Source organism: Streptomyces sp. SS7 (genome assembly GCF_037993025.1).
GTDB lineage: Bacteria > Actinomycetota > Actinomycetes > Streptomycetales > Streptomycetaceae > Streptomyces.
Map to the genome: position 1 here is coordinate 8,218,874 of NZ_CP141223.1, position 23,859 is coordinate 8,242,732.

12 protein-coding genes, 2 rRNA genes and 1 pseudogene are annotated in these 23,859 nt (G+C 69.0%); 8 read left to right on the plus strand and 7 right to left on the minus strand.

Annotated features, from left to right (window positions below):
* The first annotated feature begins 24 nt into the window (after nucleotides 1-24).
* Both U5640_RS37785 and U5640_RS37790 read left to right on the plus strand, forming a co-directional pair.
* Nucleotides 25-3,670: pseudogene (locus U5640_RS37785) on the plus strand (hydantoinase B/oxoprolinase family protein).
* On the plus strand, nucleotides 3,651-4,256 hold the full coding sequence (locus U5640_RS37790) for an ATP/GTP-binding protein (RefSeq protein WP_340383322.1): 606 nt from the start codon (nucleotides 3,651-3,653) through the stop codon (nucleotides 4,254-4,256). The pseudogene U5640_RS37785 and the gene U5640_RS37790 overlap by 20 nt, the downstream one beginning before the upstream one ends.
* 54 nt (nucleotides 4,257-4,310) lie before the next feature.
* On the opposite strand, the gene U5640_RS37795 is transcribed toward U5640_RS37790, so the two are convergent.
* From U5640_RS37795 to U5640_RS37805, 3 genes are all read right to left on the minus strand, one after another.
* Nucleotides 4,311-5,060 carry an MIP/aquaporin family protein gene (locus tag U5640_RS37795; protein ID WP_340383324.1) on the minus strand — a complete coding sequence of 250 codons (750 nt, stop codon included), beginning with the start codon at nucleotides 5,058-5,060 and terminating at the stop codon, nucleotides 4,311-4,313.
* A 427-nt stretch (nucleotides 5,061-5,487) separates the two neighbouring features.
* Nucleotides 5,488-6,678 (minus strand): lipid-transfer protein, encoded by a 1,191-nt coding sequence (locus U5640_RS37800; RefSeq protein ID WP_340383326.1) that lies wholly within the window; start codon nucleotides 6,676-6,678, stop codon nucleotides 5,488-5,490.
* Nucleotides 6,675-7,100: a zinc ribbon domain-containing protein gene (locus U5640_RS37805; RefSeq protein WP_340385567.1), complete on the minus strand. Its 426-nt coding sequence runs from the start codon at nucleotides 7,098-7,100 to the stop codon at nucleotides 6,675-6,677. The genes U5640_RS37800 and U5640_RS37805 overlap by 4 nt, the downstream gene beginning before the upstream one ends.
* Before the next feature lie 196 nt (nucleotides 7,101-7,296).
* Between U5640_RS37805 and U5640_RS37810 the strand changes: the two genes are divergently transcribed.
* Nucleotides 7,297-7,833 (plus strand): NUDIX domain-containing protein, encoded by a 537-nt coding sequence (locus tag U5640_RS37810; protein WP_340383328.1) that lies wholly within the window; start codon nucleotides 7,297-7,299, stop codon nucleotides 7,831-7,833.
* Nucleotides 7,834-7,896: 63 nt separating this feature from the next.
* On the opposite strand, the gene U5640_RS37815 is transcribed toward U5640_RS37810, so the two are convergent.
* Nucleotides 7,897-10,257: a TIM-barrel domain-containing protein gene (locus U5640_RS37815; protein WP_340383330.1), complete on the minus strand. Its 2,361-nt coding sequence runs from the start codon at nucleotides 10,255-10,257 to the stop codon at nucleotides 7,897-7,899.
* 214 nt (nucleotides 10,258-10,471) lie between these two features.
* Between U5640_RS37815 and U5640_RS37820 the strand changes: the two genes are divergently transcribed.
* Entirely contained in the window at nucleotides 10,472-12,439 is a 1,968-nt protein-coding gene (locus tag U5640_RS37820) for an acetoacetate--CoA ligase (protein ID WP_340383332.1), read from the plus strand.
* 43 nt (nucleotides 12,440-12,482) lie between these two features.
* Here U5640_RS37820 and U5640_RS37825 read toward each other — a convergent pair whose 3' ends face one another.
* Nucleotides 12,483-13,802, minus strand: a complete 1,320-nt coding sequence (locus U5640_RS37825; protein ID WP_340383334.1) for an aminotransferase class I/II-fold pyridoxal phosphate-dependent enzyme — start codon at nucleotides 13,800-13,802, stop codon at nucleotides 12,483-12,485.
* Between the two features lie 52 nt (nucleotides 13,803-13,854).
* Between U5640_RS37825 and U5640_RS37830 the strand changes: the two genes are divergently transcribed.
* Both U5640_RS37830 and U5640_RS37835 read left to right on the plus strand, forming a co-directional pair.
* Nucleotides 13,855-15,123 carry an MFS transporter gene (locus U5640_RS37830; protein WP_340385569.1) on the plus strand — a complete coding sequence of 423 codons (1,269 nt, stop codon included), beginning with the start codon at nucleotides 13,855-13,857 and terminating at the stop codon, nucleotides 15,121-15,123.
* 24 nt (nucleotides 15,124-15,147) lie between these two features.
* Nucleotides 15,148-16,038 carry a hypothetical protein gene (locus U5640_RS37835; RefSeq protein ID WP_340383336.1) on the plus strand — a complete coding sequence of 297 codons (891 nt, stop codon included), beginning with the start codon at nucleotides 15,148-15,150 and terminating at the stop codon, nucleotides 16,036-16,038.
* Between the two features lie 73 nt (nucleotides 16,039-16,111).
* Here U5640_RS37835 and ptsP read toward each other — a convergent pair whose 3' ends face one another.
* Nucleotides 16,112-17,782, minus strand: a complete 1,671-nt coding sequence (gene ptsP / locus U5640_RS37840; RefSeq protein ID WP_340383338.1) for a phosphoenolpyruvate--protein phosphotransferase — start codon at nucleotides 17,780-17,782, stop codon at nucleotides 16,112-16,114.
* Nucleotides 17,783-17,862: 80 nt separating this feature from the next.
* The gene (locus tag U5640_RS37845) at nucleotides 17,863-18,312 is read right to left on the minus strand and encodes a PTS glucose transporter subunit IIA (protein ID WP_340383340.1); all 450 of its coding nucleotides are present in this window, start codon (nucleotides 18,310-18,312) and stop codon (nucleotides 17,863-17,865) included.
* 533 nt (nucleotides 18,313-18,845) lie between these two features.
* Between U5640_RS37845 and U5640_RS37850 the strand changes: the two genes are divergently transcribed.
* Both U5640_RS37850 and U5640_RS37855 read left to right on the plus strand, forming a co-directional pair.
* A 16S ribosomal RNA gene (locus U5640_RS37850) occupies nucleotides 18,846-20,371 on the plus strand.
* A 293-nt stretch (nucleotides 20,372-20,664) separates the two neighbouring features.
* Nucleotides 20,665-23,785 (plus strand): 23S ribosomal RNA (locus tag U5640_RS37855).
* Together the 16S and 23S rRNA genes form the textbook arrangement of a ribosomal RNA operon.
* Nucleotides 23,786-23,859 lie beyond the last annotated feature (74 nt).

Consider the following 23,859-nt stretch of genomic DNA (forward strand, 5'->3'; position numbering starts at 1 on the left):
GCAGCGCGGAAGCGAGGTGAGGACGTGAGCGGCTGGCAGTTCTGGGTGGACCGGGGCGGAACCTTCACCGACGTCGTCGCGCGCCGCCCGGACGGCCGGCTGCTGACGCACAAACTGCTGTCGGAGAACCCGGCGCGCTACCCCGACGCGGCCGTCGCCGGGGTCCGCGCCCTGCTGGCGGACTCGGACGACCCCGTCGAGTCCGTCCGCATGGGCACGACGGTCGCCACCAACGCCCTGCTGGAACGCACGGGCGAACGCACGCTGCTCGTCATCACCCGCGGATTCCGCGACGCCCTGCGGATCGCCTACCAGAACCGCCCGCAGATCTTCGCCCGCCGGATCGAGCTCCCCGAACTGCTCCATGAACGGGTCGTGGAGGTGGACGAGCGCATCGCGGCCGACGGCACCGTGCTGCGCGCGCCCGACCTGGACTCCCTCGCCGACGCCCTGCGCGAGGCGTACGACGACGGGATCCGGGCCGTCGCCGTCGTCTGCATGCACAGTCATCTCCACCCCGAGCACGAGCGGGCCGTAGGACGCCTGGCCGCCCGCATCGGCTTCCCGCAGATCTCGCTGTCGAGCGAGGTCAGCCCTCTCATGAAACTCGTCCCGCGCGGGGACACCACCGTCGTCGACGCCTACCTCTCGCCCGTCCTGCGCCGGTACGTCCACCGGGTCGCCGACGCGCTGCGCGACGTCCGGCTGATGTTCATGCAGTCCAACGGCGGGCTCGCCGAGGCCCACCAGTTCCGGGGCAAGGACGCCGTCCTGTCCGGACCGGCCGGCGGCATCGTCGGCATGGCCCGCATGTCCCAGCTCGCCGGCTTCGACCGCGTCATCGGCTTCGACATGGGCGGCACCTCCACCGACGTCTCCCACTTCGCGGGGGAGTACGAACGCGTCTTCACCACACAGCTGGCCGGCGTCCGGCTGCGCGCCCCCATGCTGGACATCCACACCGTCGCCGCGGGCGGCGGTTCCGTCCTGCGCTTCGACGGCTCCCGCTACCGCGTGGGACCTGACTCCGCGGGCGCGGACCCGGGCCCGGCCTGCTACCGCGCGGGCGGCCCGCTCGCCGTCACCGACGCCAACGTGATGCTCGGCCGGATCCAGCCCGCCCACTTCCCCGCGGTGTTCGGCCCCGACGGCGACCAGCCCCTGGACGCCGCTCTGGTCCGCGACCGCTTCACCGCCCTCGCCCGCGAGATCCACCAGATCACCGGCGACGACCGCACCCCCGAACAGGTCGCCGAGGGATTCCTCCGGATCGCAGTGGCCGACATCGCCAACGCCGTGAAGCGGATCTCCGTACAGAAGGGCCACGACGTCACCCGCTACGCCCTGACGACCTTCGGTGGCGCGGGGGGCCAGCACGCCTGCCGGGTCGCCGATTCGCTCGGCATCCGCACCGTCCTGGTGCCCCCCATGGCCGGAGTGCTGTCCGCGCTCGGTATCGGCCTCGCCGACACCACCGCCATGCGCGAACAGTCCGTCGAGGCACGGCTCGAAGCCGGTGCCATGCCCGGCATCCGCGAGACCGCCGACGCCCTCGAAGCGGCGGCCCGCGCCGAACTGCGCGCCGAGGACGTCCCCGACGACCGTGTCCGCGTCACCCGCCGCGCACAGCTGCGCTACGACGGCACCGACACCACCCTCACCGTCGAACTCACCGAACCCGCCGCGATGACACACGCCTTCGAGGAACGTCATCGCGCCACGTACTCCTTCACGCTCGACCGCCCGATCGTCGTCGAAGCGCTCTCCGTGGAAGCGACCGGCATCACACAACCCCCCGATCTGTCCGCCCTCGCCCCGTACGAGGGCCGCACCGCCACGCCCCGGACCGTCCGCCTCCACACCGGCGGCGCCTGGCGCGACGTACCCCTGCACCGCCGCGAGGACCTTCCTCCCGGCGAGCCCGTCACCGGCCCCGCGATCATCACCGAGGCCGGCGCCACGACCGTGGTCGACGACGGCTGGGAGGCGGCGCCGACCCACGACGGGCATCTGGTCATGGAACGCACGGCGGTCACACAGAGTTCCCGACTCGCTACACACGTGGATCCGGTGCTGCTCGAGGTCTTCAACAACCTGTTCATGTCCATCGCCGAGCAGATGGGCGCCCGCCTGGAGTCCACGGCCCAGTCCGTCAACATCAAGGAACGCCTCGACTTCTCCTGCGCCCTCTTCGACCCGGACGGAAACCTGGTGGCCAACGCGCCGCACATCCCCGTCCACCTGGGCTCGATGGGCACCAGCGTCAAAGAGGTCATCCGGCGCCGCGGGGCGGGGATGCGGCCCGGGGACGCCTACGCGGTCAACGACCCGTACCACGGCGGCACCCACCTGCCCGACGTCACCGTGATCACCCCGGTCTTCGACACGCCCCGCAGCGGCGACACGGAGAGTGACCCCGAGATCCTCTTCTACGTGGCCTCCCGGGGCCATCACGCCGAGATCGGCGGCATCGCCCCCGGCTCCATGCCCGCCGACAGCCGCACCATCGACGAGGAAGGAGTCCTCTTCGACAACTGGCTGCTCGCCGAGCACGGACACTTCCGCGAGAAGGAGACCCTCCGCCTGCTCACCGGTGCTGCCCACCCCTCCCGCAACCCCACGACCAACCTCGCCGACCTGCGCGCCCAGATCGCCGCCAACCGCAAGGGCGTCGAAGAAGTCGCCCGGATGATCGAGGACTTCGGGCTCGACGTCGTCCAGGCCTACATGCGTCACGTGCAGGACAACGCCGAGGAAGCGGTACGGCGCGTCATCGACGCCCTCGACGACGGCGCGTACACCTACGAGACCGACTCGGGCGCCGTCATCCGGGTACGCGTACGCGTGGACCGCGAGAACCGCTCCGCGACCGTCGACTTCACCGGGACCTCGCCCCAGCTCGCCACCAACTTCAACGCCCCGTACGCGGTCGTCAACGCGGCCGTCCTGTACGTGTTCCGCACGCTGGTCGCCGACGACATCCCCCTCAACGACGGCTGTCTGCGCCCCCTGCGGATCGTCGTGCCGCACGGCTCCCTGCTCGCCCCCGCCCCCCCCGCCGCGGTCGTCGCGGGCAACGTGGAGACGTCCCAGGCGATCACCGGCGCCCTCTACGCGGCCCTGGGCGTCCAGGCCGAGGGCTCCGGCACCATGAACAACGTCACCTTCGGCAACGCACACCACCAGTACTACGAGACCGTGGCCTCCGGGTCCGGCGCGGGCGACGGCTTCCACGGCGCCGCCGTCGTCCAGACCCACATGACCAACTCCCGGCTGACCGATCCCGAGGTGCTGGAGTGGCGTCTTCCGGTACAACTGGAGGAGTTCGCCGTGCGGCACGGCAGCGGCGGGGCCGGACGATGGCACGGCGGGGACGGCGCCGTCCGCCGAATCCGCTTCCGGGAACGCATGACGGTCTCCACCCTCTCCCAACACCGCAGGATTCCCCCGTACGGTATGGCCGGAGGGGCGCCCGGTGCGCCGGGCGCCAACCGGGTGGAACGCGCCGACGGCACGGTCGTCCGGCTCGGCGGGAGCGGTTCCACGGACGTCGGCCCCGGTGATGTACTCGTCGTCGAGACCCCCGGCGGCGGAGGCTACGGCCCACCGCCCCACACCCCAGTCACACCACCAAGCAGGAGAAGTGAACGATGATCCTCGGGCGTCCTGAGCGCGGCAAGCCCCCGGTCGAGCCCGTCACGCTCAAGATCCTGGTCGCCGGCGGTTTCGGGGTGGGCAAGACCACCCTCGTCGGCGCCGTCAGCGAGATCAGGCCACTGCGCACCGAGGAGTACCTCACCGAGGCCGGCCGGCCGATCGACGATCTCACGGGCGTCGAGCGCAAGCACACCACCACCGTCGCCATGGACTTCGGGCGGATCACCCTGCGCGAGGACCTGGTGCTGTACCTGTTCGGCACACCCGGCCAGGAGCGGTTCTGGTTCATGTGGGACGAGCTCTCCGAGGGCGCGCTCGGAGCCGTCGTGCTCGCCGACACCCGCCGCCTGGAGGACTGCTTCGCCGCCGTCGACTACTTCGAGCGGCGCGGCATCCCCTTCCTCATCGGCGTCAACTGCTTCGAGGGAGCCGACCGTTACCCCGTGGCAGACGTCCGCGGGGCCCTCGACCTCGACGACGACATCCCGGTGATCCTGTGCGACGCGCGCGACCGGCGCTCGGTCAGGGACGTCCTGGTCGGAGTCGTCCAGCACGCGATGGACTACGGCACCGAGCGCCGTCAGACCGTCACCACCTGAGCCCCGTACGGCCCGCACCCCCGCCGACCGGGGTCCGGGCCGTCGCGCCACGGCTCAGAAGGCCAGGTGGTAGAGGAGTCCCGCGAGCACTCCGCCGACCAGCGGGCCGACGACCGGGATCCAGGCGTAGCCCCAGTCCGAGGTGCCCTTGTTCGGGATCGGCAGCAAGGTGTGCACGATCCGCGGACCGAGGTCGCGCGCCGGGTTGATGGCATAGCCGGTCGGCCCGCCCAGGGAGAGCCCGATGCCGACGACGAGCAGCGACACGATCAGCACGAGCGTGCCCGACTCGCCCAGACCTTTCGTCAGACCGAAGGCCAGGACGGGCAGGACGAGCGCCATCGTCGCGATGATCTCCGTGATCAGGTTGGCCACGGGATTCCGGATCTCCGGGATGGTGGAGAAGATGCCCAGCGTCGGCGTCGGCTCCTCGGCCGCGTCGCCGTCGGCGCCCGGCTGCCGTACGTTGGCCTGGAACTGCGCGAGATACACGAGATACGCCAGGACGGCACCGAGCATCGCCCCGACCAGCTGGCCCAGCAGATAGAGCCAGACCTTGCCCCACTTGCCCGTGTCGACGGCGATGCCGAGGGTCACGGCCGGATTGAGCTGACCGCCCGAGAGCGGCGCGGCCGTGTACGCCCCCGCCAGCACGCCGAACCCCCAGCCGAAGGCGATCACCACCCACCCCGACGCCCGCGCCTTGGAGTACCTCAGGGTGACGGCGGCGCAGACTCCCGCGCCGAAGAGGATGAGGATCGCGGTTCCGATGACCTCGCCGACGAATATGTCTCCGTTGCTCATGGCGGCTCCTGGGCCCGGGCCGGGGCGATCTGGCCCCGGTGCACTGTGGAGGGTGCGGTGCGCGTGGGTGCTTCGGCCATGGCAGGGATTTCCCGCGCCCCGCCCGGCGTCCGTGACGAGCGTGCCGTCGGAGCCGAATCGCCCTGAGGGAGGGGGCCGCGGTGCAGGACGTCCCGCGTGGCGTGTGCCTGGATACGCCGAGAATGTACGGCGATGTCGGCTGACACCGGGAAGTGTTCACCGGCGCCCGGGGAGCGTCAAGGAGGCGGACGGCAATGGTTGGCCACCACTTCGTCCACGGAGCCTTCCTCGGCCACATCGGCGGATCCAGCCCCTCCCGATCGGCCGGCACCTCGCCGGCACGCGCCGACGGGCCGCACCCGGCCGTCGCCGTGCCCGCGTCGGATGCCCCGGCCCGGACCGCCCCTCACCGCACGGCGAGCACCGCGGACCCGTGGCCGAACAGCCCCTGGTTGGCCGTGACGCCCACGCGCGCGTGCGGGATCTGACGCTCTCCCGCCTGCCCCCGCAACTGCCAGGTCAGCTCGCACACCTGGGCGATCGCCTGCGCCGGCACCGCCTCCCCGAAGGAGGCCAGCCCCCCGCTGGTGTTCACCGGTATGCGACCGCCCGGCGCCGTCGCGCCCTCCCGCAGCAGCTTGGCGCCCTCGCCCTCGCCGCAGAGGCCGAGATCCTCGTACCACTGCAACTCCAGAGCGGTGGACAGATCGTAGACCTCCGCCAGCGACAGATCCTCGGGCCCGATGCCCGCCTCCTCGTAGGCCGCGCGGGCGATCGACGCCCGGAACGGCTCGTCCGGGGGCTCCACCGCGACCGCTGAGTCGGTCGCGATGTCCGGCAGATCCAGTACGGCGCTGGGATAACGGGGCGTCACGGTGGACACGGCCCGGATCCGCACCGGCTCCGCCACACCGTGCCGGCGCGCGAACTCCATGCTCGACAGGACCAGGGCAGCGCCGCCGTCCGAGGTCGCGCAGATGTCCAGCAGCCGCAGCGGATCGGCGACCACCGGCGAGGCGGCGACCTCCTCGGCGGTGACCCGCTTGCGGTAGCGCGCACGCGGGTTGAGCGCCCCCATGGCGGAATTCTTCACCTTCACTTGGGCGAAGTCCTCCGGGGTGTCCCCGTGCACCGCCATGCGGCGGCGCGCGTACAGCCCGAAATACGTCGGATTCGTGGCGCCGAGGACCCGGAACCGCAGCCAGTCCGGGTCGTCGGGCCGGTCCCCGCCCGCGGGCCGGAAGAAGCCCTTCGGCGCCGCGTCGGCCCCCACCACGAGCGCCACGTCCGTCAGACCCGCGAGGATCCGCGCCCGCGCCGTGTCGATCGCCTGCGCCCCCGACGCGCACGCCGCGTACACACTCGTCACGCGCGCGCCCTGCCAGCCCAGGGCCTTGGCGAACGTCGCCCCCGCCACATAGCCCGGGTAGCCACCACGCACCGTGTCCGCGCCGACGACCGCGCCGACGTCGCGCCAGTCCAGACCGGCATCGGCCAGGGCCGCCCGCGCGGCCGCCACGCCGTACTCCACGAAGCCGCGCCCCCACTTGCCCCACGGATGCATCCCCGCGCCGAGGACCGCCACCTCTGCCGTCATCCCGCCACCCCCGTCGGCCGCCACTGCCACGTCGTCCAGGTCGTCTCCGCGTCCTCGCTCAGCACGCCGGGGACGACCTCCACCTCCATGCCCACCGCCAGATCCGCGACGGTGACACCGGGAACCGCCTGTCCCAGCACCACGATCCGCTCGGACTCCAGCGCCACAGCGATCAACGCGTACGGCTCCCACGGAAGTTCCGGATCGGTCACATAGGGTGACGGAGGGCGGTAGCGGCTGTCCGTGTACGACCAGACACGTCCCCGCCGTGACAGCGGGACCTCCTCCAGTTCTCCGCCCCTGCACCCCGGATTGCGGCAGTGCGTGTCCTCACGCGGGAAGAAGACCGACCAGCACGTCGAGCAGCGCGTGCCGAGCAGTCTGAAGTCCTCCCCGTCCCCGGTGAACCACCCGGCCACCACAGGTGTGCGTGTACGTGACAACGCGCCTCCTCCGTACCAGACCTGACGAAACGTCAGGAGTGTGGCACGCGCACCGGCAAATGGGCAGGGAGACGACGTGACGCGACGCTCCTCGACGGCTCCGCCGCATCCCTCACCCCGTGCACCGAGCCGCACGCGCACGACGCCCTCCCCAAGATCGGATACGCTCCGCCGCGTGTCCGAATCTCTGCACTCCCATGCGAACTCCGCACGCGACTCCCACTGTTCGAGCTGCGGAGCGCCCTACGGGGAGGGCGTCACCGGCTGGCCCCGCGCCTGCCCGGCCTGCGCCGCCGTCGCCTACCGCAACCCGCTGCCGGTGGCCGTAGCCCTCCAGCCCGTCTACGACACGGCGGGTACCGGCCTGGTCGTCATCACCCGAACCATCGCCCCCGCGCGCGGGGGCGTCGCCCTGCCCGGCGGCTTCATCGACCACCGCGAGGACTGGCGGCAGGCCGTTGTCCGCGAACTCCGCGAGGAGACCGGCATCGACGCCGCGAGCCGCGACGTCCGCCTCGCCGACGCCATGAGCTCGCCCGACGGCCACCTGCTGCTGTTCGGGCTCCTCCCGGAGCGCCCCGCCGACCGCCTCCCGGAGTCGGCGGCCACCGACGAGACGGAGGGCTGGCACGTCCTGCGCGGACCCGAGGAACTCGCCTTCCCCCTGCACACGCACGCGGTACGCGCGTTCTTCGAGGGCCGCTACATCTGAGCCGACCGCCCGACCGCCCGACCGCCCGACCGCCCGACCGCCCGACCGCTCGACGCGCCGGCGCTAACCGAGCCCGCGCACCCGGACGGGATGGGACGGCTCCCGCAGGCCGTCCTCGCCCTCACGCTCGACGACGACCTGCCGGCCCTCCCACCGGGCGACGTACCGCTCGATCTCGGGCTCGTCCCAGCCGTCGCCCGTCTCCCGCACCACCAAACCTCCACCGGTCCGCCCCCGGGCCGGTGTCCACACCTCCAGCTCCAGCCCTCCGTCGTCCCCGCGCACCGGTATGACGGCACCCGCGCGCGCGAACACCGGGATCCCCGACAGCGGCGCGTCCACGAGGACCTGCCCCGGCCCCCGGTGCCGCCGCCCGGTCGCCGTGTCGTACCAGAGCCCCCTCGGCAGCTGCACCGCACGCCGCTCGACCCCGGGAGCCAGCACCGGCGCCACGAGCAGGCTGTCACCCAGCAGAAAGGCGTCCTCGCAGTCCCGCAGCGCCCGGTCCTCGGGCGCGCCCCACCACACCGGGCGCACATACGGCGCCCCGGTACGCCGCGCCAGATGTGCCAGCGTCATGAAGTACGGCAGCAGCCGCCGGCGTTCGACGAGCGCCACACGCGTGTGCTCCAGCACCTGCGGACCGAACTCCCACGGCTCACGGCGCCCCGCCCGCAGGCTCGCGTGCGTCCGGAACAGCGGCAGGTAGGCGCCCAGCTGGAACCACCGCAGATACAGCTCGGGCGACGGACTCCCGTCGAAGCCGCCCACGTCCGGCCCGGAGTACGGGACCCCGCACAGCCCGAGCCCCATCACCAGCGCCAGCGACGCCCGCAGCCCGGGCCAGCCCGTGGCCACGTCCCCCGACCAGGTCCCGCCGTAACGCTGCAGGCCCGCCCAGCCGGAGCGGGAGAACACGAACGGCCGCTCCTCGGGCAGCAGCTCCCGCAGCCCTTCGTAGGCCGCCCTGGCCATGCACAGGGCGTAGACGTTGTGGGCCTCCCGGTGGTCGCCGTCCCGCCCGTCCAGCGCGTGACGGGCGGACCGGGGGAGCGTCGGCTCGCCGAAGGCCGTGAACGACGTCGGTTCGTTCATGTCGTGCCAGAAACCGGCGAACCCCTGCCCGACGCGCTCCGCGTACAGCTCTCCCCACCAGCGCCGTACACGCGCGTGCGTGAAGTCGGGGAACACCGCCTCACCCGCCCATGCCACGCCCTCGACGAGCCGCCCAGCGGCGTCCTTCACGAACGCGTCCTCGGCGAGCCCGCTGTCGTAGACGGCGTTGCCCGGCTCGGCCCGGACCGCGGGGTTGACGATCGAGACCAGCCGGATGCCGTCCCGCCGCAGCTCCTCGGCGAGCACCGGCAGCTTGGGGAAGCGGTCCTGGTCGACGGTGAACACCCGGTGCTCGTCGAAGTGGTCGATGTCGAGATGGACGGCGTCCAGCGGCAGACCGTGCTCGTGATAGCCCGCCACGATCCGCCGCACCTCCTGTTCGGTGCCGAAGCCCCAGCGCGCGTGATGGTGGCCCAGCGCCCATGCGGGAGGCAGCGCCGGAGCCCCCGTGAGCGAGGCCCACACGAGCAGCACGCGCGCGGGGGTGCCCACCACGACCCAGCACCGCAACGGCCCGCCGTCCATCCGCAGCTCGCTCGAACCCGGCCGGTCGTGCCCCGAACCGGCCCCCTCCTCGCCCTCCTTCAAGGTCACCGTGCCGTCCCAGGAGGTGTCGTGGAACACCAGATGCGTGGCCGCGTCGGACACCACCAGCTGCACCGGCATCGTCAGATACAGCGGATCGTCCTCCCGGTCGAACGCGTGTCCGGGATCCGTGTTCCACAGCCGGTACGTCCCGCCCCGCAGCCGGGGCCCCGACGCCCGCCCGCCGAGCCCGAAGAAACGCGCGTCCGCCGCCACCTCCGACCGCTGCATCCAGCGCGCCGGACCACCGTCGCGCGGCTCCCACCAGCGCGGCGGCAGATCACGCCGCAACGTCACCCCGCCCGGGGTGCACACCTCGACCGCCCCGTGCCGCGAGACCACCACGGTCACCCGCTCGGCCACCACCCGCCAGCCGCCGTCCTTGTCCGGCTCCAGCACCGCCCGGGGATCGGGCTCCGGGCACCGCCCGGCCAGCGCGTACGACGGCTCCGGCTCGGCCCCGTCCCAGCCCCAGAAGACCGCCCCGTTCACCGCCACGAAGATCCGCAGGTCCGAGCGGCTGAACCGGATCGTGCCGCCACCCGGCCCCGGTTCCACGTCCAGCACCGGCCCCGGCACCCGGGCACGCTCGACACCCCGCGCCGGCAACCCGGTGGCGTCGGCGCGCCTCCGGCGCCAGGCGGCCCGCACGGTACGCAGCCCCCTGGCCGCCCCGGCGGAGTACACCGTCTTCATCGAACGCACCAGGTCACGACCGTCCATGCTGTTCACCCTGCCACTGACCGCTCCACACGCGCGTGTCGTTCAACTGCCGTTCACCCATGCCGGGACCAGATCTTCACGACAGGGACTGTGTGGGGCACACCCTGGTGCAGAAGTCGATCACATGGCATCGTCCCTGTCAGCCGCGTCACGCGCACAACCCCGCACGTGCGCGGAGACGCATACGACGCGCCACAGTCCCGGAGCCGCCCCCATGTCGACCGTGAACCCCGAGCCGCTCTGGCGGCCAGATCCCCAGCGCATCGCGAAGGCCCAGGTCACCAGGTTCCAGGCCTGGGCGGCCGAGCACCACGGAGCCCCCGCGGACGGCGGGTACCCGGCGCTGCACCGCTGGTCCGTGGACGAACTGGAGTCGTTCTGGGCCGCCGTCACGCAGTGGTTCGACGTACGGTTCTCCACGCCCTACGCGCGCGTGCTGGGCGACCGCTCCATGCCCGGTGCCGCGTGGTTCCCCGGTGCCACACTGAACTACGCCGAGCACGCCCTGCGCGCGGCCGTCACCCGCCCGGACGAACCGGCCCTGCTGTATGTCGACGAGTCCCACGAACCCCAGCCGGTGACCTGGTCGGAGCTGCGCCGCCAGGTCGGCGCGCTGGCCGCCCGGCTGCGCGACCTGGGCGTGCGCCCGGGGGACCGGGTCAGCGGCTACCTCCCGAACATCCCGCAGGCCGTCGTCGCCCTCCTCGCCACCGCCGCCGTGGGCGGGGTCTGGACCTCCTGCGCCCCCGACTTCGGCGCCCGCAGCGTCCTCGACCGCTTCCAGCAGGTCGAACCCGTCGTGCTGTTCACCGTCGACGGCTACCGCTACGGCGGCAAGGAGCACGACCGCCGCGACGCCGTCGCGGAGCTGTGTCGCGAGCTGCCCACCCTGCGCGCGGTCGTCCACGTCCCGCTCCTCGGCAGCGAGGCCCCCGAGGGAGCCCTGGAGTGGGCGGCGCTCACGGCCGGCGACGACGAACCCGTCTTCGCGCAGGTCCCCTTCGCCCATCCCCTGTGGGTCCTCTACTCCTCCGGTACGACCGGCCTGCCCAAGGCCATCGTCCAATCCCAGGGCGGCATCCTGGTCGAGCACCTCAAACAGCTCGGCCTGCACTGCGACCTCGGCCCCGAGGATCGTTTCTTCTGGTACACCTCGACCGGCTGGATGATGTGGAACTTCCTCGTCTCCGGCCTCCTCACGGGCACGACCGTCGTCCTCTACGACGGCAGCCCCGGATACCCGGACACCGGCGCCCAGTGGCGCGTCGCCGAACGCACGGGCGCCACCCTGTACGGCACCTCGGCGGCCTACGTCATGGCCTGCCGCAAGGCGGAGGTGCACCCCGCCCGCGACTTCGACCTCTCCCGCATACGGTGCGTGGCCACCACCGGCTCCCCGCTCCCGCCGGACGGCTTCCGCTGGCTGCACGACGAGGTCCGCGAGGATCTCTGGATCGCCTCCGTCAGCGGCGGCACCGATGTGTGCTCCTGCTTCGCCGGCGCCGTACCGACCCTGCCCGTGTACACCGGAGAGCTCCAGGCGCCCGGACTCGGCACCGATCTCCAGGCGTGGGACCCGAACGGCCACCCCGTCGTCGACGAGGTCGGCGAGCTCGTGGTCACCAACCCCATGCCGTCCATGCCGGTGCACTTCTGGAACGATCCCGACGGCAGCCGCTACCACGACAGCTACTTCGACACCTACCCCGGCGTCTGGCGCCACGGAGACTGGATCACCGTCACCTCACGCGGCTCGGTCGTGATCCACGGCCGTTCCGACTCCACGCTCAACCGCCAGGGCGTCCGTATGGGCTCCGCCGACATCTACGAGGTCGTGGAGCGGCTGCCCGAGATCAAGGAATCCCTGGTCATCGGCATCGAACAGCCCGACGGCGGCTACTGGATGCCGCTGTTCGTGCATCTGGCCCCCGGGGCCGTCCTCGACGACGCCCTGCTCGGCCGGATCAAGCAGGCCATCCGCGAGCAGCTGTCGCCGCGCCATGTCCCCGACGAGGTGATCGAGGTGCCCGGGGTCCCGCACACCCTCACCGGCAAGCGCATAGAGGTCCCCGTCAAGCGCCTTCTCCAGGGCACCCCCTTGGAGAAGGCGGTCAACCCGGGCTCCATCGACAACCTGGAACTGCTCCACTTCTACGAGGAACTCGCCCGCAAGAAGGCCTGACACACGGAAAGCCCACCCCCCGCGCCGCGTCCCGCCAGGACGCTCAGCCGCCGTAGGTGGCCTCGGACTCGCCCAGGACCGCGGCGAAGTCCGAGGCCAGCCGTGCCGCGTCCACGGGTTCCAGCTCGGCCACGGAGATCCGCACACCCGGCTCCGACGCCAGCCGGAACCGGGCTCCCGCCGCCACCCACCAGCCCTGCGACCGCAAGCCGTTCACCACGGCCGACTCGTCCCGCACGGGCACCCACACGTTCATCCCGCTCGCCCCGTGCGCCGCGAGGCCGTGGGCCGCCAGCTCCCGCAGCAGCGCGGCCCGGCGCCGGGCGTACGTCTCCCGCGCGCGGGACACCAACGCGCGCGTGCCGTCGTCGGTCAGCAAGCCGTACACCGTCTCCTGGAGGAGGTGGCTGACCCACCCGGACGTCAGCAGCAGTCGCCCGTCGTGCCGCGCCAGCGTGACCGGGTCACAGGCCGCCGCCGCCCACCGCAGGTCGGTCCCGAGGAACTTGCTCACCGTGCGTACGTGCACCCAGCGCGACAGCCCGCCCGACGTGAGCGACCACAGCGGCGCGTCCGCGATCGCCGAGGCATGGTCGTTCTCGACGACCAGCAGATCCGGCTCGCCCCGCAGCACCTCGACGAGCTCGTCCCGGCGCGCCTCGGAGAAACAGCCCCCCCTAGGGTTCTGCGCACGGGGACTGCACACCAGCGCGCGCACCCCCGACCGTACGGCGGTGCGGAGCGCCTCCGGACGAAGCCCCTGGTCGTCCACGGCCACCGGCACGATCCGCAGCCCCAGGGCCGTGACCAGATCCAGCAGATGGTGGTAGCCGGGATCCTCCATGGCCACGGCGTCCCCCGGCCGGAGTTCCACGGACAGCAGCCGGCCGACCAGATCCAGCGCGCCGTGCGCGAACGTCACCTGCTCCACCGGTACGCCGTCGGGCCGCAGCCAGTCCCGTACGGCCTCCTCCAGCCGCTCCAGCCGGGGCGCCGCGCGATGCGAACGGGCCCCGGGGGACAGCCGCGTGGGAGGCACCAGCGCGGGCAGCAGCTGCGGATCGGGATGGCCGCCGGCCAGGTCGCGCAACCCCTCCGGCACCCTTGGCGGCCTGCGTGAGGCCACCGCGGGAACCGGCGCCACCACCGTGCCGCCCCGCCCGCGTGTGACGACGATGCCCCGCCGCCGCAGCTCCGTGTAGGCCGTGGCGACCGTCCCGGGACTCACCCCGAGCTCGTCCGCCAGCCGCCGTACCGGAGGCAGCGCGGCCCCCGGCCCCAACGCGCCCTCGGCCACGCCCCGCTCGACGGACGCGGCAATCCCCTTGGCCGTCGTACCACTGATCGCATATTGTGTTGCCACAGTGCCAAGTATGTATCAATACATAATTCGCGGCAAGGGGGAGCCCGTGCGAATGATCCACCGCGCCATCACCTGGACCCGCGGCACACCCGGAGGACGCGACGGGCGCCGCATGCTGACCATCGCCCTCGTCGACCGCGTCGGCAGCGGACTGTGGGCATCCGTCAGCGTCCTGTACTTCACCTACGTCTCGGGCCTCTCCGTCGCCCAGATCGGCACCCTCGTCGCCGTGGCCGGAGCCGCCGGAATCGCCGGCGCCCCCCTCGGCGGCCGCCTGGCGGACCGCTTCCCGGCCACCCGCGTCCTCGTCACCGTCCAACTGCTCCGCGCCCTCACCTCCTTCGCCCTGCTGACCACCGACCACTACGCCCTCCTCGTCGCCTACTGCTCCCTCGGCAGCCTCGGCGACCGCGCCGCCAACGTCCTCACCAAGCTCTACGCCACCCGCGTCGCCGGCCCCGACCGCGTCCGCTACCAGGCCCTCCAACGCACCGTCGCCAACGTCGGCTGGGCCCTCGGCGGCCTCGCCGCCGCAGCCGCACTGGCGCTCGGCACCACAGCCGCCTACCGCTGGCTCCTCGCGGGCGACGCCCTCTCCTTCGTCGCCTGCGCCCTGCTCACCCTCCGCGTCGGCGAACCCCGCTCCCACACCCGCACGGTGACCACCTCCAAGGCCCCGCGGACCACCGCCGCGCCCACCAGCCCCTGGCGCGACCGCACGTATCTGGCCTACGTCGCCACCGACACCGTGCTCTTCCTCGACGACGCCGTGTTCAAGGTCGGCCTGCCCCTCTGGATCGCCCACACCGACACGGCACCCCATGGCCTCGCCCCCCTGCTCATGGTCCTCAACAATGTGATGGTCGTGGCCCTCCAGGTCCCCCTGGCGCGCTTCGGCGCCACCACGACCGCAGCCCGCCGCCTCCTCGCCCCGCTCTCGGCGGCCTTCGTCCTCGCGGGCATCGCCATGGCCGCCTCCCCGACCGGCGGAACCGTCACCACCACCCTGTTCCTCACCGCAGCGGCCGCCCTGTTCACGCTCGCCGAGATCCTCCACGCCACGGTCTCCTGGGAACTCTCCGTCGCCCTGGCCCCCGACACCGCCCAGGGCGCCTACCTCGGAGTCCACGGCCTGGCCCAGTCCGCCCAGCGCAGCATCGGACCACTCGCCGTCACCGCGGCCATCGCCACCGGCCCCCTCGGCTGGCTCTCCTTCGGCACCGCCATCGCCCTCACCTGCGCAATCCAGCATCGACTGGTCCGCGAACGCCTCACACGAGGCCCATTGTCAGTGGCTCCGATTACTGTGAGTGAACATTGATCGACCATGCACACAGGGGGAAACATGGCACTCACCGACCGTCAGCTCATGCGCCGCGTCCTGCGCCGCGAAATCGCCGGCACCATCGGCCTGCTCACCGACGAACACGACTTCCGCGCCATGAAGCGCTACCGCAGCTTCACCTTCGACGACCACCCCACCTACCTCCGGCAGGTCGAAGACCTCCTCCGGGTCCGCGCCCTGCAGGGCACGCACACCACCGTCGCCCTCTTCGACCCGCAGGAATACGCCGACTTCTGCGCCGCAGGCCACCTCGACCCCGACCTCCCCGCCAGCCGCAGCCGCTTCACCGCCCAGCTGGCGACCACCGGCCCCACCATCCCCTACGACGGCCAGCCCCTCGCCGACCTCCTCCCCGCCCTCGTCGACGAAGCCGTACGCCAGGCCACCTGGGAGTACGCTGCCACCCTGCTGGCCCGCCTCGGGGCCTGCGCCACCTGCGGCGAGGACATCGGCCGCGCCGCCTTCCAACGCGCCTCCGACCTCGTCGTCCGCATCCTCGACACGGCCCCGCCCGGCGGCCGGCACCTCGTCTGCAGCGTCACGGGAACACCCGAAACCCTCGTCGCCGCCCTCCACGCCGACGACGAGACCGACAGCACGGAACAGGTCGACGGGGCCGAAGCCCTGGAGTTCATCACCGTCCTCGCCCTCGGCCTCGCCACCCGCGGCCCCGGTGGCCTGGTCATGCGCACGAGCACACCCGGCGGCCCCGACCGGGTCTACGGCTGGCGCATGCGCGGCGACGGTCTCGAACCCCTGACCGCCGGCGAGGTCTTCGACGCCTACTGCACCGACGCCGAATCCGGCGACCTCATCGCCCCCGAGTCCGGAGTCGACTACAGCGTCCCGCCGGACCTGGAGGAGGACCCCCGACCCGGCCACCACCACTGAACCGACACGTGAAGGGGCGCTCCACTCGAAAGCGGAGCGCCCCTGATCACCTACCGGAGGCCGGCCCGAGCACCTACTCGCCGGACAGCACGGCCTGGGCCGCGCTCCGCGCCTCAGCGGCGCTGTCCGTCGCCCGCGCCGCCGCAGCCGCCCGCTCGCACTGCGCCAGCGTGTACTTCGCCAGCGTCGCCCGCACATACGGAATCGACGCCGCACCCATGGAGAGAGAGGTGACGCCCAGACCGGTCAGCACACAGGCGAGCAGCGGGTCGGACGCCGCCTCACCGCACACCCCACAGCTCTTGCCCTCGGCCCCGGCCGCCTCGGCCGCCAGCGCAACCAGGTCGAGAAGCGCGGGCTGCCACGGATCCTGCAGCCGGGACACCGCCCCCACCTGCCGGTCCGCGGCGAACGTGTACTGGGCGAGGTCATTCGTGCCCAGCGACAGGAACTCGACCTCCCGCAGAATCGAACGGGCTCGCAGCGCGGCGGACGGGATCTCCACCATGGCTCCGAACTTCGCCCGCAGCCCGGCCTCCCGGCACGCGTCCGCGAACGCCTTGGCGTCGGCACGGTCCGCCACCATCGGGGCCATCACCTCGAGGTGGACCGGCAGACCCTCGCCGGCCGTGGCCAGCGCCGTCAGCTGCGTCCGCAGCACGTCGGGGTGGTCCAGCAGCGTGCGCAGACCCCGCACGCCCAGCGCCGGGTTCGGTTCGTCGGCCGGGGTCAGGAAGTCCAGCGGCTTGTCGGCGCCCGCGTCGAGCACCCGCACGACGACCCGCCCCTCGGGGAAGGCTTCGAGCACCTGGCGGTAGGCCTCGACCTGCTTCTCCTCGGAGGGCGCGTTCTTGCTGTCGTCGAGGAAGAGGAACTCGGTACGGAACAGCCCGACGCCCTCGGCCCCCGCCTCGACGGCGGCCGGCACGTCCGCCGGTCCACCGACGTTCGCCAGCAGCGGCACCTTGTGCCCGTCGGCCGTCGCACCCGGACCGGTCGCCCCCGCCAGCGCGGCCTTGCGCTCCGCGACCGCAGCCCGGAGCTGGTCCTTCTTCTCCTCGCTCGGGTGCACGAAGATCTCGCCGGTGCTGCCGTCGACCGCGATCATCGTGCCCTCGGCCAGCTCACCGGCGCCCGGCAGCGCCACGACAGCCGGCACACCGAGCGCGCGCGCCAGGATCGCGCTGTGGCTGGTGGGACCGCCCTCCTCGGTCACGAAGCCGAGCACCAGGGTCGGGTCGAGCAACGCCGTGTCGGCCGGCGCCAGGTCTCGGGCCACCAGTACGTACGGCTCGTCGCTGTCCGGGACGCCCGGCATCGGGACGCCCAGCAGACGGGCGACGATACGGTTCCGCACGTCGTCGAGGTCGGCCACCCGCCCCGCGAGGTACTCGCCGGCCCCCGCCAACAGCTCGCGATACGCGGCGAACGCGTCGTACACGGCCCGCTCGGCCGTGCTGCCGACGGCGATACGCCGCTCCACGTCCACCATCAGCTCGGGGTCCTGAGCCATCATGGCCTGCGCTTCGAGCACCGCCTGGGCCTCGCCGCCCGCCAGGTTGCCGCGCGCCGTCAGATCGGCCGCGACGGCCTCCACGGCCTGGCGCGCGCGCCCCTGTTCGCGCTCCGCCTCCTCGGCCGGTATCTGCTTGGCAGGCGGCTCGAGCACCGCCGTTCCCATGTGCCGGACCTCGCCGATCGCCACACCGTGGCTCACGCCGACGCCTCGCAGCGTTGTCTCCATCTCACCTGTCTCCGATAGAGCGGCGGGTCCCTCCGCCGCGTTGGTTGTCCTCTGTGCCGCCCCGTGGGGCGGCGTCGGCATCACTGCCAGGTAAAGAGAAGGTCGCCGGCCTTCATGTCGCCGTCCTCGCGGAGCTCGCCGAGGGCCTCGGCCGTGGCCTCCAGGGCCACGACGGGGCACACGGGAGACTTGCCGCTCTCCTCGACCGCGGCGGGGTTCCAGCGCACGACGGCCTGACCGCGGGTCACGGTGTCGCCCTTGTTCACGAGGAGCTCGAAGCCCTCACCGTTGAGCTGCACGGTGTCGATACCGAGGTGGGTGAGCACACCGTGTCCCTCGGAGTCGACGACGACGAAGGCGTGCGGGTGGAGGGAGACGATCACCCCGTCCACGGGCGCCACGGCCTCGGAGGGTTCGCGCACCGGGTCGATCGCGGTACCGGGGCCGACCATGGCTCCGGAGAAGACCGGATCGGGCACCGCGGCCAGTCCGATGGCGCGTCCTGCAAGAGGGGACGTCACGGTGGTCATGGGAAGCCTCCCAGGGGTGGAGATGTACAGGGTCGTCACTGCTTGTCCCGGACGGCGCACTGTGCAGCAGGGTATGTCAGATGAACTACCGGTTCCGCACGAGAGCCCGATCCGTGGTCTAGACCACCAGCGTAGTGGATTTGCGTGCGATCCGCGGCCCCGTGTACAGTCGTACTCCTGCCTGAGGGTGAGCGACGCGATCGAGCGCGCTTAACAGGGCGGCAACCAACTCTGATGGATCCCAACTCTGGATCATCTTCCGCATGCCTGCGGAACGGTGGTCAGGAGGGCGGAAAAAGCCTGATAGTGTTGGAAACACCGAAGGGAAGCCCGGAGGAAAGCCCGAGAGGGTGAGTACAAAGGAAGCTTTCGTTCCTTGAGAACTCAACAGCGTGCCAAAAATCAACGCCAGATTAGTTGATACCCCGTCCCCGGCAGTGATAGCCGAGGATGAGGTTCCTTTGAAAAAATACAGCGAGGACGCTGTGAACGGTCGGATCATTCCTCCGACTGTTCCGCTCCCGTGAAAAGCATTCACGGAGAGTTTGATCCTGGCTCAGGACGAACGCTGGCGGCGTGCTTAACACATGCAAGTCGAACGATGAAGCCCTTCGGGGTGGATTAGTGGCGAACGGGTGAGTAACACGTGGGCAATCTGCCCTTCACTCTGGGACAAGCCCTGGAAACGGGGTCTAATACCGGATATCACTCTCGCAGGCATCTGTGAGGGTCGAAAGCTCCGGCGGTGAAGGATGAGCCCGCGGCCTATCAGCTTGTTGGTGAGGTAACGGCTCACCAAGGCGACGACGGGTAGCCGGCCTGAGAGGGCGACCGGCCACACTGGGACTGAGACACGGCCCAGACTCCTACGGGAGGCAGCAGTGGGGAATATTGCACAATGGGCGAAAGCCTGATGCAGCGACGCCGCGTGAGGGATGACGGCCTTCGGGTTGTAAACCTCTTTCAGCAGGGAAGAAGCGAAAGTGACGGTACCTGCAGAAGAAGCGCCGGCTAACTACGTGCCAGCAGCCGCGGTAATACGTAGGGCGCAAGCGTTGTCCGGAATTATTGGGCGTAAAGAGCTCGTAGGCGGCTTGTCACGTCGGGTGTGAAAGCCCGGGGCTTAACCCCGGGTCTGCATTCGATACGGGCTAGCTAGAGTGTGGTAGGGGAGATCGGAATTCCTGGTGTAGCGGTGAAATGCGCAGATATCAGGAGGAACACCGGTGGCGAAGGCGGATCTCTGGGCCATTACTGACGCTGAGGAGCGAAAGCGTGGGGAGCGAACAGGATTAGATACCCTGGTAGTCCACGCCGTAAACGGTGGGAACTAGGTGTTGGCGACATTCCACGTCGTCGGTGCCGCAGCTAACGCATTAAGTTCCCCGCCTGGGGAGTACGGCCGCAAGGCTAAAACTCAAAGGAATTGACGGGGGCCCGCACAAGCAGCGGAGCATGTGGCTTAATTCGACGCAACGCGAAGAACCTTACCAAGGCTTGACATACACCGGAAAGCATTAGAGATAGTGCCCCCCTTGTGGTCGGTGTACAGGTGGTGCATGGCTGTCGTCAGCTCGTGTCGTGAGATGTTGGGTTAAGTCCCGCAACGAGCGCAACCCTTGTCCTGTGTTGCCAGCATGCCCTTCGGGGTGATGGGGACTCACAGGAGACCGCCGGGGTCAACTCGGAGGAAGGTGGGGACGACGTCAAGTCATCATGCCCCTTATGTCTTGGGCTGCACACGTGCTACAATGGCAGGTACAAAGAGCTGCGAAACCGTGAGGTGGAGCGAATCTCAAAAAGCCTGTCTCAGTTCGGATTGGGGTCTGCAACTCGACCCCATGAAGTCGGAGTTGCTAGTAATCGCAGATCAGCATTGCTGCGGTGAATACGTTCCCGGGCCTTGTACACACCGCCCGTCACGTCACGAAAGTCGGTAACACCCGAAGCCGGTGGCCCAACCCCTTGTGGGAGGGAGCTGTCGAAGGTGGGACTGGCGATTGGGACGAAGTCGTAACAAGGTAGCCGTACCGGAAGGTGCGGCTGGATCACCTCCTTTCTAAGGAGCACTTCTAGGCCGCTCTGCGGTCCAGAGGCCAGTACACCGGCGAACGTCCGGTGCTGGTTGCTCATGGGTGGAACGTTGATTATTCGGCACGGTCTGGATGTCTCCTGCTAGTACTGCTTCGGCGTGGAACGTGGAGAGGACTGACAGATCGGGTCGGGCACGCTGTTGGGTGTCTGAGGGAATGAACCCTCGGATGCCGGCCCCAGTGAACTCCGGGTTGTTGCTCGGGGGTGATGGGTGGCTGGTCGTTGTTTGAGAACTGCACAGTGGACGCGAGCATCTGTGGCCAAGTTTTTAAGGGCGCACGGTGGATGCCTTGGCACCAGGAACCGATGAAGGACGTGGGAGGCCACGATAGTCCCCGGGGAGTCGTCAACCAGGCTTTGATCCGGGGGTTTCCGAATGGGGAAACCCGGCAGTCGTCATGGGCTGTCACCCGCTGCTGAACACATAGGCAGTGTGGAGGGAACGCGGGGAAGTGAAACATCTCAGTACCCGCAGGAAGAGAAAACAACCGTGATTCCGGGAGTAGTGGCGAGCGAAACCGGATGAGGCCAAACCGTATGCGTGTGAGACCCGGCAGGGGTTGCGCATGCGGGGTTGTGGGATCTCTCTTCCACGGTCTGCCGGCCGTGGGACGAGTCAGAAACCGTTGATGTAGGCGAAGGACATGCGAAAGGTCCGGCGTAGAGGGTAAGACCCCCGTAGTCGAAACGTCAGCGGCTCGTTTGAGAGACACCCAAGTAGCACGGGGCCCGAGAAATCCCGTGTGAATCTGGCGGGACCACCCGCTAAGCCTAAATATTCCCTGGTGACCGATAGCGGATAGTACCGTGAGGGAATGGTGAAAAGTACCGCGGGAGCGGAGTGAAATAGTACCTGAAACCGTGTGCCTACAAGCCGTGGGAGCGTCGGGTAGGAACTTGTTCCTACCTCGTGACTGCGTGCCTTTTGAAGAATGAGCCTGCGAGTTTGCGGTGTGTTGCGAGGTTAACCCGGGTGGGGTAGCCGTAGCGAAAGCGAGTCCGAACAGGGCGTTTCAGTAGCACGCTCAAGACCCGAAGCGGAGTGATCTAGCCATGGGCAGGTTGAAGCGGAGGTAAGACTTCGTGGAGGACCGAACCCACCAGGGTTGAAAACCTGGGGGATGACCTGTGGTTAGGGGTGAAAGGCCAATCAAACTCCGTGATAGCTGGTTCTCCCCGAAATGCATTTAGGTGCAGCGTCGTGTGTTTCTTGCCGGAGGTAGAGCACTGGATAGGCGATGGGCCCTACCGGGTTACTGACCTTAGCCAAACTCCGAATGCCGGTAAGTGAGAGCGCGGCAGTGAGACTGTGGGGGATAAGCTCCATGGTCGAGAGGGAAACAGCCCAGAGCATCGACTAAGGCCCCTAAGCGTACGCTAAGTGGGAAAGGATGTGGAGTCGCAGAGACAACCAGGAGGTTGGCTTAGAAGCAGCCACCCTTGAAAGAGTGCGTAATAGCTCACTGGTCTAGTGATTCCGCGCCGACAATGTAGCGGGGCTCAAGCGTACCGCCGAAGTCGTGTCATTGCAGTATATAGCCCCAACGGGTGCTGTGATGGGTAGGGGAGCGTCGTGTGCCGGGTGAAGCAGCACCGGAAGGTAGTTGTGGACGGTTCACGAGTGAGAATGCAGGCATGAGTAGCGATTCACACGTGAGAAACGTGTGCGCCGATTGACTAAGGGTTCCTGGGTCAAGCTGATCTGCCCAGGGTAAGTCGGGACCTAAGGCGAGGCCGACAGGCGTAGTCGATGGATAACCGGTTGATATTCCGGTACCCGCTGTGAAGCGTCAAACATCGAACCAGGCGATGCTAAGTCCGTGAAGCCGCCCCGGAGCCTTCGGGCAAGGGGGAGTGGTGGAGCCGACGGACCAGACTTGCAGTAGGTGAGTGATGGGGTGACGCAGGAAGGTAGTCCAGCCCGGGCGGTGGTTGTCCCGGGGTAAGGGTGTAGGCCGTGCGATAGGTAAATCCGTCGTACATGTGGCTGAGACCTGATGCCGAGCCGATTGTGGTGAAGTGGATGATCCTATGCTGTCGAGAAAAGCCTCTAGCGAGTTTCATGGCGGCCCGTACCCTAAACCGACTCAGGTGGTCAGGTAGAGAATACCGAGGCGTTCGGGTGAACTATGGTTAAGGAACTCGGCAAAATGCCCCCGTAACTTCGGGAGAAGGGGGGCCACGTCTGGTGAGGGGACTTGCTCTCCGAGCTGGGGGTGGCCGCAGAGACCAGCGAGAAGCGACTGTTTACTAAAAACACAGGTCCGTGCGAAGCCGTAAGGCGATGTATACGGACTGACGCCTGCCCGGTGCTGGAACGTTAAGGGGACCGGTTAGTCGAGATTCGTCTCGGCGAAGCTGAGAACTTAAGCGCCAGTAAACGGCGGTGGTAACTATAACCATCCTAAGGTAGCGAAATTCCTTGTCGGGTAAGTTCCGACCTGCACGAATGGCGTAACGACTTCTCGACTGTCTCAACCATAGGCCCGGTGAAATTGCACTACGAGTAAAGATGCTCGTTTCGCGCAGCAGGACGGAAAGACCCCGGGACCTTTACTACAGTTTGATATTGGTGTTCGGTTCGGCTTGTGTAGGATAGGTGGGAGACTGTGAAGCTTGGACGCCAGTTCAGGTGGAGTCGTCGTTGAAATACCACTCTGGTCGTGCTGGATGTCTAACCTGGGTCCGTGATCCGGATCAGGGACAGTGTCTGATGGGTAGTTTAACTGGGGCGGTTGCCTCCTAAAGAGTAACGGAGGCGCCCAAAGGTTCCCTCAGCCTGGTTGGCAATCAGGTGTTGAGTGTAAGTGCACAAGGGAGCTTGACTGTGAGACCGACGGGTCGAGCAGGGACGAAAGTCGGGACTAGTGATCCGGCGGTGGCTTGTGGAAGCGCCGTCGCTCAACGGATAAAAGGTACCCCGGGGATAACAGGCTGATCTTCCCCAAGAGTCCATATCGACGGGATGGTTTGGCACCTCGATGTCGGCTCGTCGCATCCTGGGGCTGGAGTCGGTCCCAAGGGTTGGGCTGTTCGCCCATTAAAGCGGTACGCGAGCTGGGTTTAGAACGTCGTGAGACAGTTCGGTCCCTATCCGCTGTGCGCGTAGGAGTCTTGAGAAGGGCTGTCCCTAGTACGAGAGGACCGGGACGGACGAACCTCTGGTGTGCCAGTTGTTCTGCCAAGGGCATGGCTGGTTGGCTACGTTCGGGAGGGATAACCGCTGAAAGCATCTAAGCGGGAAGCCTGCTTCGAGATGAGGACTCCCACCCACTTGATGGGGTAAGGCTCCCAGTAGACGACTGGGTTGATAGGCCGGATCTGGAAGCACAGTAATGTGTGGAGGTGACCGGTACTAATAGGCCGAGGGCTTGTCCTCAGTTGCTCGCGTCCACTGTGTTGGTTCTGAAACCACGAACAGCCCCGTATGCCACATACGGTGCGGCTGACAGT

Coding starts and splice junctions, on each gene's coding strand:
- U5640_RS37790 (WP_340383322.1), top strand. CDS start 3,651: ATGATCCTCGGGCGTCCTGAGCGCGGCAAGCCCCCGGTCGAGCCCGTC.
- U5640_RS37795 (WP_340383324.1), bottom strand. CDS start 5,060: ATGAGCAACGGAGACATATTCGTCGGCGAGGTCATCGGAACCGCGATC.
- U5640_RS37800 (WP_340383326.1), bottom strand. CDS start 6,678: ATGACGGCAGAGGTGGCGGTCCTCGGCGCGGGGATGCATCCGTGGGGC.
- U5640_RS37815 (WP_340383330.1), bottom strand. CDS start 10,257: ATGGACGGTCGTGACCTGGTGCGTTCGATGAAGACGGTGTACTCCGCC.
- U5640_RS37820 (WP_340383332.1), top strand. CDS start 10,472: ATGTCGACCGTGAACCCCGAGCCGCTCTGGCGGCCAGATCCCCAGCGC.
- U5640_RS37830 (WP_340385569.1), top strand. CDS start 13,855: ATGATCCACCGCGCCATCACCTGGACCCGCGGCACACCCGGAGGACGC.
- U5640_RS37835 (WP_340383336.1), top strand. CDS start 15,148: ATGGCACTCACCGACCGTCAGCTCATGCGCCGCGTCCTGCGCCGCGAA.
- ptsP (WP_340383338.1), bottom strand. CDS start 17,782: ATGGAGACAACGCTGCGAGGCGTCGGCGTGAGCCACGGTGTGGCGATC.
- U5640_RS37845 (WP_340383340.1), bottom strand. CDS start 18,312: ATGACCACCGTGACGTCCCCTCTTGCAGGACGCGCCATCGGACTGGCC.